Here is a 14,294-nt window from a genome sequence, read left to right on the forward strand (position 1 = left end):
AAGAACCTCGGCCAGCAGCGCGGCATTGCTCGCCAGACTGCCATGCATTTTCCAGTTTCCTGCGACGAATTGCTGACGCATGCTTTGCTCCTGTCTGTTGTCGTTTTGTGACGCGCGGCTCAAGACCAGCGCAGCACGAGTTTGCCAATGTGTTGCCCTTGTTCCATGCGCTGGTGCGCCTGCACGATGTCCTCGGCGTGAAATACAGTGTCGATCACCGGTCGCACACGACCTTGCTCGATCCAGGGCCAAACCGTTTTGCGCAAGGACTGCGCAACCGCGGTCTTGAAAGCCACGCTGCGCGCGCGCAAAGTCGAGCCGGTGAGGGTCTGGCGCCCGCGCATCAGCAGACCGGCATCGATTTCAGCCTTCACACCCCCCTGCACGGCGATGACCACGAGCCGCCCCTCTTCGGCGAGGCAACGCTGCTCACGGGCGAGATAGCTGCCCGCCACCATGTCCAGAATGACGTCGGCGCCACGCTCTGCGGTGTGCGCCTGTACGGCCTCGACAAAATCCTGCGTGCGATAGTTGATGGCCAGTTCGGCGCCGAGTTGGATGCAGGCGGCACATTTTTCGTCTGAGCCAGCCGTGGCGATGACGCGTGCGCCGCTGGCCGCCGCCAGTTGAATGGCCATCGTGCCGATGCCGCTGCTACCCCCCTGCACCAGCAGCATCTCACCGGCTTGCAAGCGTCCACGCTCGAACACGTTGTGCCAGACGGTGAACGCGGTTTCCGGCAGGGCAGCGCCTTCCTCCGCACTCAGCCCGCCCGGCAAGGGCAAGCACTGGCCGGTGGGCGCCACGCAATATTCGGCGTAGCCACCCCCGGCGACGAGCGCGCAGGCGAGATCGCCCTGGTGCAAATCGGTTCCTGCCAGATCGCCCGAGACGATTTCACCGCAGACTTCCAGCCCCGGAAGGTCGGGCGCACCCGCAGGCGGCGGATACAGACCGCGCCGCTGCAAGGCATCGGGCCGGTTGACGCCGAACGCCCGCACGCGCAGCAACACCTCGCCCGCGCCTGCTTGCGGCATGGGCCGCTCGCAAAGACGCAGGACTTCAGGTCCGCCGGGCTGGGAGATTTCGATGGCGCGCATGAAACCCGTGGCGATCAGACGCCCGGCTCAAGGTCGGCATCAGCGGCAGCGGGCGCCATGACCGGCTGCGCAGGCGCTGCGACCGATTCCTCACCCAGCAGCGCCTTGATCGACAGACGGAAGCGGCCCTTGTCATCCGTCTCGATGACCTTGACGCGAACCTTCTGGCCTTCCTGCAGGAAATCGCTCACCTTGTTGATGCGCTCGTTGGCGATCTGCGAAATGTGCAGCAGACCGTCCTTGCCCGGCAGCACGTTAACCAGCGCGCCGAAATCGAGAATCTTGACCACGGCGCCGTCATACACCTGGCCCACTTCCACTTCGGCGGTGAGGTCGATGATGCGCTGCTTGGCGATCGCGGCCTTATCGGCGTCTGTCGAGGCGATGGTGATGGTGCCGTCCTCGCCGATATTGATCTGTGTGCCGGTTTCTTCGGTGAGCGCACGGATGGTGGCGCCGCCCTTGCCAATCACGTCACGGATACGCTCGGGATTGATCTTCAGGGTGTAGAGCCGCGGCGCGAACTGCGAAACCTCTTCACGCGCGCCGCCGACTTCCTGCTGCATGACGCCCAGGATGTGCATGCGCGCCTCGCGCGCCTGCGCCAGCGCCACCTGCATGATCTCGCGGGTGATGCCCTGAATCTTGATGTCCATCTGCAGCGCGGTCACGCCCGAGGCCGAACCGGCCACCTTGAAGTCCATGTCGCCGAGGTGATCTTCGTCACCCAGAATGTCGGTCAGCACCGCAAAGCGGTTGCCTTCCTTGATCAGGCCCATGGCGATACCGGCCACATGCGCCTTCAGCGGCACACCCGCGTCGAGCAGCGCCAGACAGCCGCCGCACACCGACGCCATGGAAGACGAACCGTTGGACTCGGTGACTTCAGAAACCACGCGCATGGTGTAGGCGAAGTCTTCTTTTTTCGGCAGCACGGCGAGCAGTGCGCGCTTGGCCAGGCGGCCGTGGCCGATTTCGCGGCGCTTGGGCGTGCCCACGCGGCCCGTCTCGCCCGTGGCGAACGGCGGCATGTTGTAGTGCAGCAGGAAGCGGTCGCGGTATTCGCCGGACAGCGCATCGATGATCTGCGCATCCTGATCGGTGCCCAGCGTGGCCACGGCCAGCGCCTGGGTTTCACCGCGGGTGAACAGCGCGCTGCCATGCGTGCGCGGCAACACCGAGGTACGGATGCTCAAAGGACGCACGGTGCGGGTATCACGACCATCAATGCGCGGCTCACCCGCGAGAATCTGGTCACGCACGATGCGCGCTTCCATGTCGAACAGGATGCCGTCGACCTTGGCCGCGTCAGCGGCAATGCCCGCCTCGGCCAAACCGGCATGCACCTTGGCCGTCGCTTCGCGCAAGGCCTGCGTACGCGCCTGCTTCTGGGTGATTTTGTAGGCGGCGCGGATATCGTCACCGGCCAGCGCCTGAATGCGGTCGATCAGCGCCTGATCTTTCTCGGGCGCGGCCCAGTCCCAGGCGGGTTTGCCGCCATCGCGCACCAGCTCGTGGATGGCGTTGATCGCCGTCTGGAACTGCGCATGACCGAACATCACCGCTTCGAGCATGACCTCTTCAGACAGTTGATCGGCCTCGCTCTCGACCATCAGCACGGCCGATTCCGTACCCGCCACCACCAGTTCAAGGCGGCTGTCAGCCAGTTCGGCGCGGCTGGGGTTGAGCACATAGCTGCCGTTGACATAACCCACTCGGGCAGCGCCCACCGGGCCATTGAACGGCAAGCCGGACACCGCCAGCGCGGCGCTCGAAGCCAGCAGGGCCGGAATATCCGCCTCGACCTCCGGGTTGATGGACAGCACATGCACCACCACCTGAACCTCGTTGAAATACCCTTCAGGAAACAAGGGGCGGATCGGGCGATCGATCAAACGCGAGGTCAGCGTTTCGTTCTCGCTGGGACGGCCTTCCCGCTTGAAAAAGCCACCGGGAATGCGGCCCGCCGCATAGGTCTTCTCGATGTAATCGACGGTCAGGGGGAAAAAATCCTGCCCCGCCTTGGCCGTACGCGCGCCCACCACCGTGGCGAGCACCACGGTATCGTCCATATTGAGCAGCACCGCCCCGCTGGCCTGGCGCGCAATCTCGCCCGTCTCCATCGTGACTTGATGGCGTCCCCATTGGAAAGTTTTGACGACTTTGTTGAACATGGCTAACTCCTTGATCAAGGCGCAACTGCGATCTTCGTCCTGAGGGTCGAAGATCGCCACGAGCAGCGCCCGTTAAAAACCTGGCGGAGTGATGCCATTCCAGCGACGCCCGGCTATCCGGCGCGTCGGTGGAATGACACGGGTCACACCGCCCCCTTGAAACCCACGCCGCACCCCATCAGAGGCGCGACGCTTCAAACCTTGCAAACCACAACGCCCATACAAAAAACGCCTGTGCCGACAAACTCACACAGGCGTTCTTGCAAAGCAGACCCTTACTTGCGCAGGCTGAGCTTGGCGATCAGGGCGCGATAACGATCGGCGTCCTTGTCTTTCAGGTAGTCGAGCAACTTGCGACGGCGGCTCACCATCTTGAGCAGGCCGCGACGACCATGATGGTCTTTGGCATGCGTCTTGAAGTGACCGGTCAAGTCGTTGATGCGTGCGGTCAGCAAAGCGACCTGCACTTCGGGAGATCCGGTATCGCCCGTACCGCGGGCATTGTCGGCGACGATTTGCGCCTTGTTGATTTCTGCAACAGACATGTCAGTTTCCTTGTAGAGAACACGCGAACGCAGAAGAAACCATTCCGCGCCGTGAAGGTGAAAAGCCGATCATTCTAGCCTGAACCGGAGGCGCTCCGACAATCAGATCCCGGAAATCGATTCGGTTCGCGCGCCACCCTACAGTCTGTGAGCGACCCGCCCGCGCCCGCGCTGCGGATTTGTTCACAGCGCGCCCGTTTTGTTAGCCCATAGAAGCAGGCAAACGGCGCGAACCGGTTTACAGTGCATTAACAAACCCATCAACGCACCGATCACCGCGCCATGCGCATTCAACTTCTCTCCGACCTGCATCTGGAAACCGAGACCTTCGCGCCGCTACCCGCGCCTGATGCCGATCTGCTGGTACTTGCGGGCGATATCGACGCCCATCACACCCAGATCGACCTGTTCCGCGACTGGCCCGTACCGGTCATTTACGTGCCTGGCAACCACGAGCATGACCGCAAGGATTTTGATCAAACCCTGGACGCGCTGCGCGAGCGCTGCGACCGCCTGGGCTTCACCATGCTGCACCGCGAGCAGACTCGAATCGAACACCAGGGACGCACCATCCGGGTGCTGGGTACCACGCTGTGGAATGATTTCGAGCTGTTCGGCGCCGAGGGCATCGAGCGCTGCATGCGCGCAGCCCGCTACTTTGCCGAACAGGTGCAATGCGCCACACGCCACGGCAAACCGATGGGCGTGGCCGAGCTACGCGAAGAAGGGCTGCTTTGCCGCGACTGGTTGCGCGATCAACTGACCCATCCCGCCCATCTCTCGGATGCGGACGATGCCACTCTGGTCATCACCCATTTCGCGCCCAGCCTACGCAGCAACGACGCACGCTATCCCGTCAACGCCTCGACGGCGAGTTTCTGCAACGCCTACGACGATCTGATTCCGCACAGCACGCTGTGGCTGCACGGCCATCTGCACTGTCGGCACGACTACCGGGTGGGCGCTTCGCGAGTGGTGTGCAACGCCCGCGGTCTGGCGAGCAAGGGCGAAGACAGCGACTTTCTGCCGCAAGGCGTGTGGGAAATCTAGCCCGAAACGGCTTTTAGACCGCCCCGATCTGCGTCAAATCCCAGCGCGGCAGCACATCGAACGGCCCGGCCGCACGGGCCGCTTCCGGGTGCGCCTGCAAGCGCAGGGCGCCGGCCAGGGCAATCATCGCGCCGTTGTCAGTGCACCATTCCAGCTCGGGAAAAAACAACGCCACACCGCGCGCCGACAGCGTCGCGGCCAGTTTCTCCCGCAATTGCCGGTTCGCGCCCACGCCACCCGCGACGACCACCGACCTTCTTCCCATCGCCTGCTGCGCGCGCGCGGTTTTGTGCACCAGCACATCGGTGATGGCCTCTTGCGCGGCTGCGGCCAGATCGGCCCGGGCCTGTTCGCACAGATTCGAGCCTAGGCCGCGCACCCGCGTGAGCACGGCGGTTTTCAGTCCGGCGAACGAAAAGTCGAGATCCGGGCTGTGCATCTTCGGCCTCGGAAGATCGAACGCGGCCGGATTGCCGAAAGCCGCGAGCCGGGCCAGTTCCGGCCCGCCGGGATAACCCAGCCCGAGCAATTTCGCCGATTTGTCGAAAGCCTCGCCAGCCGCATCATCAACCGTCTCGCCCAGCAGGGTGTACTGACCGAAGGCCTGCACGTCGAGCAGCATGGTGTGCCCGCCGGACACCAGCAGCGCGAGGAAGGGGAAGGTGGGCGGCTGCTTCGAAAGCAGGGGAGACAACAGATGTCCTTCGAGGTGATGAACCCCGATCAGCGGCTTGCCCAGCGCCATGCCCAAAGCCGAGGCCACGCCCGCCCCGACCAGCAGCGCCCCCGCCAGCCCCGGCCCGCGGGTGTAGGCGATGGCGTCCACCTGATCCAGCCGCACCCCGGCCTGCTTGAGAGCCAAGTCGGTCAAGGGCAGAAGGCGGCGGATGTGGTCGCGCGAGGCCAGCTCAGGCACCACCCCACCATAGGCCTGATGCATATCGACCTGCGAATGCAGGGCGTGACCGCGCAGCCCCGCATCGGTGTCGTACAGTGCGGCGGCGGTTTCATCGCACGACGTTTCAATTCCAAGAACCAGCATGTCCGGCAGTCTAGCCTTCCCAACCCCCTTCCGCTCCTCCGCACCTCATCCGCCCCGCTTCGACGCCGTCATCATCGGTGCGGGCGCAGCCGGGCTGCTCTGCGCCGCGCTGGCCGGACAACGTGGGCGGCGCGTGCTGTTGCTCGACCACTGGCCCAAGGTCGCCGAGAAAATCCGCATCTCCGGCGGTGGACGCTGCAACTTCACCAATCTGCACACGCGTCCTGAAAACTTCCTTTCGGGCAACCCGCATTTCTGCAAATCGGCGCTCTCCCGATACGGGCCGCAAGACATCATCGCGCTGCTGCGCAAGCACCGCATCGGCTTCCACGAAAAACACAAGGGACAGCTGTTTTGTGACGACTCGGCAGAGCAAGTCATCACCGCCTTGATTGAAGAATGCGCCGCAGGCCAGGTGACGCACTGGCAACCCTGCGCGGTGGAAGCGGTCGAAGCCGCCGCCCCAGGCTTTCGCGTGCGCACTGCAAAAGGCTGGGTGAGCGCTGGCGCCCTGGTTGTCGCCACTGGAGGGTTGTCGATTCCGCAGATTGGCGCCAGCCCGTTTGGCTATCAACTCGCCGAGCAATTCGGCCTTCCGATCGTGCCGCCCCGCCCTGCCCTGGTGCCGTTGGCCTTCGACCCTGCGCCATGGGCTCCGTTTGCCGATCTCAGCGGCGTTTCGCTCGAGGTGGACATACGGACGGACGATGGCCACCGCACCGTCAGTTTTCGCGAAGACCTGCTGTTCACCCATCGCGGACTCAGCGGCCCGGCGATCCTGCAAGCTTCGAGTTACTGGCAAGCGGGCAAACCCCTGCGAATCAACCTGATGGGCGAAGTCTCCGAAGCGGCGTGGATTCAGTCCAAGCAGAGCAATCGCCGCACCCTCGCCGGCGAACTCAGCCAACACCTGCCGCAGCGCCTGGCCCACGCCCTGTGCGCACAGACCAGCGACGCCGACCGCCGCATGGCCGATATCAGCGACAAAGCGCTGCGAACTCTCTGGCAACACTGGCACGCCTGGCCCGTGCTGCCCAGCGGCACGCTGGGCTGGCGCAAAGCCGAGGTCACCGCCGGAGGCATCGATACCCGGGCACTCTCGTCATCGACTCTCATGGCGATGGATGTCCCGGGGCTGCATTTCATCGGCGAAGTCGTCGATGTCACCGGCTGGCTTGGCGGCTACAACTTCCAGTGGGCCTGGAGTTCCGCCGCCGCCTGCTCGCAGGCGCTCTGATAACGTCTTGTGGCTGGGTATTTGTTGCCTTCAAAATTAGGGCATATAATCTTTAGGTTTTTACTCCTCGACACGGCAGGCCGCACTAGGCTTGGCTGCTGCGAGTTTGGCCCACGCAGCCCAGTACCCAAGCAGTTGAACCGCGCCGCTGAACAACTAGTACGACAACACTAGTAAGACAGCGACAGCACGACAGACCCGCCTGGCCTGCCTACATTGGATTGAAGTTCATCAATGACCACCATTCGCGTTAAAGAAAACGAGCCGTTCGACGTCGCACTGCGTCGCTTCAAGCGCACCATCGAAAAACTCGGCCTGCTCACCGAGCTGCGCGCTCGCGAGTTCTATGAAAAGCCGACCGCAGAGCGCAAGCGCAAGAAGGCCGCAGCGGTCAAGCGCCATTACAAGCGTATCCGCAGCCAAACGCTGCCCGAGCGCAAATACTGATTTCATCGATCTGATTTTCCGTTCCCGCGCGCTGACTTTTGTTTCGTCTGGCGCCCGCAACGGAATGCGCACCGCAGCAACGCGCATCTGCAGCTCGCCTCATAGCCCGCCCGTCGCTGCGGGCTTTTTGCATTGGACTCACCATGACAATCAAAGACCGTATTCAGGATGACATGAAGGCCGCCATGCGCGCCAAAGACGCGCCGCTGCTTGGCGCCATTCGCCTGCTGATGGCCGCGATGAAGCAGAAAGAAGTCGACGAGCGCATCGAGTTGGACGACGCTGCCATCGTGGCGATCATCGACAAAATGATCAAGCAACGCCGCGACGCCATTGCGCAATTCACCCCGGCCGGGCGCCAGGATCTGGTGGACAAAGAGGCCGCCGAGATCGTCGTTCTCGAGCGCTACCTGCCCGCACGACTGGACGCCGCCGCCATTGACGTCGAGATCCGCGCGCTGATGGCGCAAACCGGTGCCAGCGGCCCGCAGGATTTGGGCAAGCTCATGGGCCCGCTCAAGGCGCAGCTTGCCGGTCGGGCCGACATGGCCCTGGCTGCGGCCCGCGCCAAAGCCCTGCTCAGCGGCGCCTGATTCCGGGTACCGCGCCGTGAACCCCAGCTCAGACGTCAGTTCGCGCCCTTTGTTGGTGTTCTCCCACGCCAACGGCTTTCCCGCCCCGGTCTATCGCAAGCTGTTTCAGGCGCTCGAACCGGCGTTTCGGGTGCGCGCCGTGCCCATTTACGGTCACGATGCCCGGTATCCCGTGCGCGATGGCTGGAAGCCGCTGGCGCAGCAACTGATCGATTACCTGCAACACGATTGCCACGCCGAGCCTGCCGTACTGATCGGGCACTCGCTGGGGGGCTATTTGAGTCTGATGGCCGCGCATGCCCGCCCCGAACTGGCGCGGCAGGTCATTCTGCTCGACTCGCCCGTGGTGTCTGGCTGGCGCGCACGGCTGCTCTGGCTGTCCAAGCGCACCGGGCTGGGCGAGCGATTCTCCCCCGCTGCAGCGGCCAAACGTCGGCGCACGCAGTGGCCTGACGTTGACGCCGTGCGCACCCATTTCTCGTCGAAAACCGCCTTTGCACAATGGGACCCGGAGATGCTGGGCGATTATTCCGCGTTCGGCACCCGAGCCGATCCGCAGGGCCGGGCCCTGGCTTTCGAGCGCGACATCGAATACCGCATCTACAAAACCCTGCCGCATCAGCTCGGCGCCCTGGCGCGCAAGCCCTTTCCCGTGCCGGTGAGCTTCATCGGTGGACGATCATCGCGCGAAATCCGCATGGCCGGAATGCAGGCCACGATGCGCTTGGCGCAAGACCGCCTGCAGTGGATCGATGGCTCGCACCTGTTCCCATTCGAGGCGCCGCAGCAGACCGCACGTCTGATCGAAAGGGCTTTCGACCTCGCCAGCAACGCCTGTCATCCAGTCCTCAAAACCTGCTCCCTATAATGCACTTTTACCGGCATTCGTCGCGGCTATGACCAAATATGTGTTCGTCACCGGCGGAGTGGTGTCCAGCTTAGGCAAGGGCATCTCATCTGCATCTCTCGCCGCGATTCTCGAATCGCGCGGCCTCAAAGTCACCCTCATCAAACTCGATCCCTACATCAACGTCGATCCGGGGACGATGAGCCCCTTCCAGCACGGCGAAGTCTTCGTCACGGAAGACGGCGCCGAGACCGATCTCGATCTGGGGCATTACGAGCGCTTCATCACCACCCGGATGCGCCGGGTGAACAACTTCACCACCGGCCAGATTTACGACAGCGTGCTGCGCAAGGAACGTCGCGGCGAATACCTCGGCAAGACGGTGCAGGTGATTCCGCACATCACCAACGAGATTCAGGATTTCGTTCGCCGCGGCGCTGGCGAGGGCACCGCTGACGCGGTGGATGTCGCCATGGTCGAGATCGGCGGCACGGTGGGTGACATCGAGTCCCTGCCCTTCCTCGAAGCCGCGCGGCAGATGAGCCTGCGCATGAAGCGGGGCGACTGTGCCTTTGTTCACCTCACCCTCGTGCCCTACATTCCGGCCGCCGGCGAGCTCAAGACCAAGCCCACCCAGCACAGCGTGCAGAAGCTGCGGGAGATCGGCATCTCGCCCGACGCCCTGCTCTGCCGCGCCGACCGCCCGATTCCCGATGACGAGCGCGCCAAAATTTCCATGTTCTCGAACGTGCGCGAAGACGCGGTGATCTCGGTGTGGGACGTGGACACGATCTACAAGATTCCGCAAATGCTGCACCAGCAGCATCTCGACGACATCATTTGCGACAAACTGGGCATCACGGCGCCTCCGGCCAACCTCAAGGTCTGGGACGATCTGGTGCAGGCGCTCGAGCACCCGCAGCACACCGTGCGCATCGCCATGGTGGGCAAGTACGTCGATCTGTCCGACTCCTACAAATCGCTCAACGAAGCCTTGCGACATGCGGGCATCAAGACCAGTTCGCGCGTCGAGATCACCTATCTCGACTCGGAAACCCTCGAACCCGCCAACATCGCCCAACTCGACGGCTATGACGCGGTGCTGGTGCCCGGGGGCTTCGGCAAGCGCGGCATCGAGGGCAAGATTCTGGCGGCGCAATACGCCCGCGAACACCACATTCCCTACCTGGGCATCTGCCTGGGCATGCAGGTGGCCACCATCGAATTCGCCCGTCACGTCGCTGGCCTGCCGCAAGCCAACAGCACCGAGTTCGATCCCGACACGCCGCAGCCCGTCATTGCACTGATCGACGAATGGCTCGACCGCGACGGCAGCGTGCAGAAGCGTCACGCCGGATCCGATCTCGGCGGCACCATGCGGCTGGGCGCCCAAAGCTCCGATGTGAAGCCCGGCACCATCGCTCACGGCATCTACGGCAATGTGGTGACCGAGCGCCATCGCCATCGCTACGAGGCCAACGAGCACTATCTGGCTACCCTGCAAAAAGCCGGGCTGGTCATCTCGGCCATCACGCAGCGCGAGCACCTCACCGAAATCGTCGAGTTGCCGCAAACCGTGCATCCGTGGTTCGTCGGCGTGCAGTTCCACCCGGAATTCAAATCGACGCCCTGGGGCGGCCACCCGCTGTTCACCGCCTTCATTCAGGCCGCCCTGCAACGCCACGCCGCAAACGCCTGATCCGCACTCCTCGCCATGCCCACTCCACAAACCCTTTGCGGATTTCCCGTCGGCCTCGATCAGCCGTTCTTTCTCATCAGCGGCCCCTGCGTGGTCGAGTCCGAGCAGTTGCAGATGGATGTGGCCGGGCAGTTGCGCGACATCTGCCGCTCGCTCGACATTCCTCTGATTTTCAAATCGAGCTACGACAAGGCCAACCGCTCCAGCGGCGCATCGTTTCGCGGCCCTGGCATGGAGCAGGGTCTGGAGATTCTGGCCAAGGTGCGCCGCGACATCGGCGTGCCCGTTCTCACCGATGTGCATACCGCCGAAGAGGCTCCGCGCGTGGCCGAGATCGTCGATGTGCTTCAGACCCCGGCCTTTCTCTGCCGCCAGACTGACTTCATTCACGCGGTCAGCAGCCTGGGCAAGCCGGTGAACATCAAGAAAGGCCAGTTTCTTGCACCTGGCGACATGAAAAACGTCGTGACCAAGGCACGTGCGGCTGCCGCGCAGGCCGGGCATCCCGACACCTTGTTCATGGCCTGCGAACGCGGCGTGAGCTTTGGCTACAACAATCTGGTCTCCGACATGCGCTCGCTGGCCATCATGCGCGAGACGCAAAGCCCGGTGGTGTTCGACGCCACCCATTCGGTGCAACTGCCTGGCGGCCAAGGCACGAGTTCCGGCGGGCAGCGCGAATTCGTGCCGGTGCTCGCCCGCGCGGCCATTGCCGCGGGTGTCTCGGGCGTCTTCATGGAGACCCACCCCGATCCGGCCAAGGCGCTGAGCGACGGCCCCAACGCCGTGCCGCTGCACCACATGCGCGCCCTGCTCGAAAGCCTCAAAGACATCGACGCCGCAGTCAAGCGCCGCGGCTTCCTCGAAACCCACTTCGGCTGAGTCCATCATGAGCGCTTACATCATCGCCAACGTCGACGTGACCGATCCGCAGCAGTACGAACAGTACAAAGTGCTGTCTTCCCGAGCCATCGCGGCGCATGGCGCAGAGGTCTGCATCCGCGGCGGCGCGGTCGAGGTGCTCGAAGGCGACTGGTCGCCCACCCGCATCGTGCTGCTGAAGTTTCCCGACATGGCATCGGCGCACAGTTTCTACGACAGCGCCGAGTACCTGCTGGCGCGGCAGGCGCGCGCCGGCGCCGCCACCATGCGCATGATCGCCGTACAAGGCGTCTGAACCCGATCTTTGTTCCTATCTTTTCTCACATTCCCAGACAGGAGTCTCCATGAGTGCCATCGTTGACCTCACCGCCCGCGAAATCCTCGACAGCCGCGGCAACCCCACTGTCGAATGCGACGTGGTGCTGGAAACCGGCTTCATCGGCCGCGCCGCCGTGCCGTCCGGCGCGTCCACCGGCACGCGCGAAGCCATGGAGCTGCGCGACGGCGACAAATCGCGTTTCGGCGGCAAAGGCGTGCTGCGCGCAGTCGAGCACATCAACACCGAGATCACCGAAGCGGTGATGGGCCTGGATGCCACCGAGCAAACCTTCCTCGATCAAACCCTGATCGACCTCGACGGCACGCACAACAAATCACGTCTGGGCGCCAATGCCATCCTGGCCGTCAGCATGGCGGTGGCCAAGGCGGCGGCCGAAGAGGCCGGTATGCCGATCTACCAGTATCTCGGCGGCTTTTCGGCGCGCGAGCTGCCGGTGCCGATGATGAACGTGATCAACGGCGGCGCCCACGCCAACAACAGCCTGGACATGCAGGAGTTCATGATCATGCCGGTGGGCGCGCCCAATTTCCACGAGGCGCTGCGTTACGGCGCGGAAGTGTTTCACGCGCTCAAGGGCATCCTGAATGATCGCGGCCTGCCGACCACCGTGGGCGACGAAGGCGGCTTTGCGCCCAACGTGGCCAACCACGAAGCGGCGCTGCAACTCATCGTCGAAGCCATCGAGAAGGCGGGCTACACACCCGGCGAGCAGATCGCCATCGCCCTCGACCCGGCTTCGAGCGAGTTCTACAAGGACGGCAAATATCACCTCGAAGGCGAAGGCCTGGTGCTGTCCAGCGAGGAAATGGTCGACTTCTACGACAACTGGCTGGGCAAGTATCCCATCGTATCCATCGAAGACGGTCTGGCCGAACAAGACTGGGACGGCTGGAAGCTGCTCAACAGCCGTCTGGGCAAGAAGGTGCAATTGGTGGGCGACGACATTTTCGTCACCAACACCTCCATCCTGAAAAACGGCATTGCCGACAAGCTGGCCAACTCCATTCTCATCAAGGTGAACCAGATCGGCACCCTGACCGAGACCTTCGCCGCCATCGAAATGGCCAAGCGTGCAGGCTGGACCGCCGTGATCTCGCACCGCTCCGGCGAAACCGAAGACAGCATCATTGCCGACATTGCCGTAGCCACCAATGCGGGGCAGATCAAGACCGGCTCGCTGTCGCGCAGCGACCGTATCGCCAAGTACAACCAGTTGCTGCGCATCGAAGAAAACCTGGGCGAGACCGCCCGCTTCCTCGGCCGCGACGTGTTCTACAACCTGCGCTGATTTCACCGCACGCGGCTGGTCGTTATGCGCTGGGTCACTGTCCTGCTTGTCAGTCTGCTGCTGTTGCTGCAGTGGCCGCTGTGGTTCGGCGAGCGGGGCTGGTTCGCCGTGCAGCGGCTGGAAAATCAGCTCAGCCAGCAAGAGCAGGCCAACGCCCTGGCACAGCAGGACAACGATCGCCTAGCCGCCGAGGTTCACGACCTGAAAGCCGGACTCGGCGGCGTGCAAGACCAGGCCCGTCGCGAAATGGGCATGGTCAAGCCTGACGAGATTTTTGTGCAGATCGTGCCGCCCGCGCGGGCGGCCAGCGCCAGCTTCGGCGCTCGTTAGGGTCAAGTAGGGCTCAGTGGCGCTCAACAGCCCTCAATGACGTATTGAAGCCACCGGCGGTTGAACCAGGGTGTTAACAAACACCTGAGCCGCATCGATGGCATCAAAGGCATAGCCCTGACCGCAAAATTCGCAGCGCACATCCACCTCGCCGCGCTCCGCGAGAATCGACTCCACCTCCTCGCGCCCCAGCATGCGCAACATGCCCGCAACGCGATCACGCGAACAGGTGCAGTGAAAACGCGGGGTCTGCGGCTCGAAAACCCGGGCGTCTTCTTCCCAGAACAGGCGCCTGAGCACTTCCTCGGGCGCGAGCTGCAACAGTTCATCGGAAGTCAAGGTTGCCGCCAGATGGCGCGCACGCTGAAAGTCTTCGTCGGGTTGTTCCGCTCCCTCGGCGGTCTGCTTCTCACCGGGCATGCGTTGCAGCAGCAGACCGCACACAGCCTGATCGTTGCTGGCCAACAGAAGCAGCGAGTCGATCTGCTCCGATTGCGCCAGATACTGCTCCAGCATGGCGGCCAGTGATTGCAGCGTCTGACCGTGCTCATCGGTGAGCGCCACGATGCCCTGGTAGGGCTGCAGGCCAGATTCAGGATTGCGCGGGTCGAGGGTAATGGCGCAGCGCCCTTTGCCATCTGGGTTGACCAGCGACGCCAGGTCTTGGGGCAAGGCTGCAGCCTCCTGCAAGCCGTCGGCCATCTTGGCCGTTGCCCGCAA

Annotated in this window: 15 protein-coding genes; 10 read left to right on the forward strand and 5 right to left on the reverse strand. The window is 63.5% G+C overall.

The features are described 5' to 3' along the window. Positions 1–119: 119 nt before the first annotated feature. The 3 genes from AC2VLV_RS10250 to rpsO form a co-directional block, all read right to left on the reverse strand. Positions 120–1,100 (reverse strand): NAD(P)H-quinone oxidoreductase, encoded by a 981-nt coding sequence (locus AC2VLV_RS10250; protein WP_486989889.1) that lies wholly within the window; start codon positions 1,098–1,100, stop codon positions 120–122. Positions 1,101–1,114: 14 nt separating this feature from the next. Continuing rightward, positions 1,115–3,274, reverse strand: coding sequence for a polyribonucleotide nucleotidyltransferase (pnp, locus tag AC2VLV_RS10255; RefSeq protein ID WP_486989890.1), 2,160 nt, complete (start codon positions 3,272–3,274; stop codon positions 1,115–1,117). Positions 3,275–3,549: 275 nt separating this feature from the next. Beyond that, positions 3,550–3,819 (reverse strand): 30S ribosomal protein S15, encoded by a 270-nt coding sequence (gene rpsO / locus AC2VLV_RS10260; protein ID WP_486989891.1) that lies wholly within the window; start codon positions 3,817–3,819, stop codon positions 3,550–3,552. 282 nt (positions 3,820–4,101) lie between these two features. On the opposite strand from rpsO, the gene AC2VLV_RS10265 reads away from it, so the two are divergent. Further along, positions 4,102–4,869 (forward strand): metallophosphoesterase, encoded by a 768-nt coding sequence (locus AC2VLV_RS10265; RefSeq protein ID WP_486989892.1) that lies wholly within the window; start codon positions 4,102–4,104, stop codon positions 4,867–4,869. 13 nt (positions 4,870–4,882) lie between these two features. Here AC2VLV_RS10265 and tsaD read toward each other — a convergent pair whose 3' ends face one another. Continuing rightward, complete coding sequence (gene tsaD / locus AC2VLV_RS10270) at positions 4,883–5,911, reverse strand: tRNA (adenosine(37)-N6)-threonylcarbamoyltransferase complex transferase subunit TsaD (protein WP_486989893.1); 1,029 nt, start codon at positions 5,909–5,911, stop codon at positions 4,883–4,885. Between tsaD and AC2VLV_RS10275 the strand changes: the two genes are divergently transcribed. From AC2VLV_RS10275 to ftsB, 9 genes are all read left to right on the forward strand, one after another. Beyond that, positions 5,910–7,148: a BaiN/RdsA family NAD(P)/FAD-dependent oxidoreductase gene (locus AC2VLV_RS10275; protein WP_486989894.1), complete on the forward strand. Its 1,239-nt coding sequence runs from the start codon at positions 5,910–5,912 to the stop codon at positions 7,146–7,148. The genes tsaD and AC2VLV_RS10275 overlap by 2 nt on opposite strands. A 234-nt stretch (positions 7,149–7,382) precedes the next feature. Beyond that, positions 7,383–7,595: a 30S ribosomal protein S21 gene (gene rpsU, locus AC2VLV_RS10280; protein ID WP_013106552.1), complete on the forward strand. Its 213-nt coding sequence runs from the start codon at positions 7,383–7,385 to the stop codon at positions 7,593–7,595. Between the two features lie 143 nt (positions 7,596–7,738). After that, the gene (locus AC2VLV_RS10285; protein WP_486989895.1) at positions 7,739–8,188 is read left to right on the forward strand and encodes a GatB/YqeY domain-containing protein; all 450 of its coding nucleotides are present in this window, start codon (positions 7,739–7,741) and stop codon (positions 8,186–8,188) included. Positions 8,189–8,204: 16 nt separating this feature from the next. Further along, positions 8,205–9,056 carry an alpha/beta fold hydrolase gene (locus AC2VLV_RS10290; RefSeq protein ID WP_486989896.1) on the forward strand — a complete coding sequence of 284 codons (852 nt, stop codon included), beginning with the start codon at positions 8,205–8,207 and terminating at the stop codon, positions 9,054–9,056. A gap of 28 nt (positions 9,057–9,084) precedes the next feature. Then, positions 9,085–10,734: a CTP synthase gene (gene pyrG, locus AC2VLV_RS10295; protein WP_486989897.1), complete on the forward strand. Its 1,650-nt coding sequence runs from the start codon at positions 9,085–9,087 to the stop codon at positions 10,732–10,734. Positions 10,735–10,749: 15 nt separating this feature from the next. Then, entirely contained in the window at positions 10,750–11,616 is an 867-nt protein-coding gene (kdsA, locus tag AC2VLV_RS10300; protein ID WP_486989898.1) for a 3-deoxy-8-phosphooctulonate synthase, read from the forward strand. Positions 11,617–11,620: 4 nt separating this feature from the next. Beyond that, positions 11,621–11,911 carry a DUF1330 domain-containing protein gene (locus tag AC2VLV_RS10305; RefSeq protein ID WP_486989901.1) on the forward strand — a complete coding sequence of 97 codons (291 nt, stop codon included), beginning with the start codon at positions 11,621–11,623 and terminating at the stop codon, positions 11,909–11,911. Positions 11,912–11,960: 49 nt separating this feature from the next. Further along, positions 11,961–13,244, forward strand: coding sequence for a phosphopyruvate hydratase (eno, locus tag AC2VLV_RS10310; RefSeq protein WP_486989899.1), 1,284 nt, complete (start codon positions 11,961–11,963; stop codon positions 13,242–13,244). Positions 13,245–13,268: 24 nt separating this feature from the next. Further along, positions 13,269–13,574, forward strand: coding sequence for a cell division protein FtsB (gene ftsB / locus AC2VLV_RS10315; RefSeq protein WP_013123825.1), 306 nt, complete (start codon positions 13,269–13,271; stop codon positions 13,572–13,574). A gap of 33 nt (positions 13,575–13,607) precedes the next feature. Here the strand turns inward: ftsB and hslO are convergent. Beyond that, on the reverse strand, positions 13,608–14,294 hold a 687-nt coding region (gene hslO, locus AC2VLV_RS10320), incomplete at its 5' end, for an Hsp33 family molecular chaperone HslO (protein WP_486989900.1).

The organism is Thiomonas sp. TH-17, assembly GCF_057473305.1.

What these genes read in the sequence shown, in the direction of transcription:
- pyrG (WP_486989897.1), top strand. Translation starts at nt 9,085, where the DNA reads ATGACCAAATATGTGTTCGTCACCGGCGGAGTGGTGTCCAGCTTAGGC.
- AC2VLV_RS10285 (WP_486989895.1), top strand. Translation starts at nt 7,739, where the DNA reads ATGACAATCAAAGACCGTATTCAGGATGACATGAAGGCCGCCATGCGC.
- AC2VLV_RS10265 (WP_486989892.1), top strand. Translation starts at nt 4,102, where the DNA reads ATGCGCATTCAACTTCTCTCCGACCTGCATCTGGAAACCGAGACCTTC.
- kdsA (WP_486989898.1), top strand. Translation starts at nt 10,750, where the DNA reads ATGCCCACTCCACAAACCCTTTGCGGATTTCCCGTCGGCCTCGATCAG.
- pnp (WP_486989890.1), bottom strand. Translation starts at nt 3,274, where the DNA reads ATGTTCAACAAAGTCGTCAAAACTTTCCAATGGGGACGCCATCAAGTC.
- tsaD (WP_486989893.1), bottom strand. Translation starts at nt 5,911, where the DNA reads ATGCTGGTTCTTGGAATTGAAACGTCGTGCGATGAAACCGCCGCCGCA.
- ftsB (WP_013123825.1), top strand. Translation starts at nt 13,269, where the DNA reads ATGCGCTGGGTCACTGTCCTGCTTGTCAGTCTGCTGCTGTTGCTGCAG.
- AC2VLV_RS10250 (WP_486989889.1), bottom strand. Translation starts at nt 1,100, where the DNA reads ATGCGCGCCATCGAAATCTCCCAGCCCGGCGGACCTGAAGTCCTGCGT.
- rpsU (WP_013106552.1), top strand. Translation starts at nt 7,383, where the DNA reads ATGACCACCATTCGCGTTAAAGAAAACGAGCCGTTCGACGTCGCACTG.
- AC2VLV_RS10275 (WP_486989894.1), top strand. Translation starts at nt 5,910, where the DNA reads ATGTCCGGCAGTCTAGCCTTCCCAACCCCCTTCCGCTCCTCCGCACCT.
- eno (WP_486989899.1), top strand. Translation starts at nt 11,961, where the DNA reads ATGAGTGCCATCGTTGACCTCACCGCCCGCGAAATCCTCGACAGCCGC.
- rpsO (WP_486989891.1), bottom strand. Translation starts at nt 3,819, where the DNA reads ATGTCTGTTGCAGAAATCAACAAGGCGCAAATCGTCGCCGACAATGCC.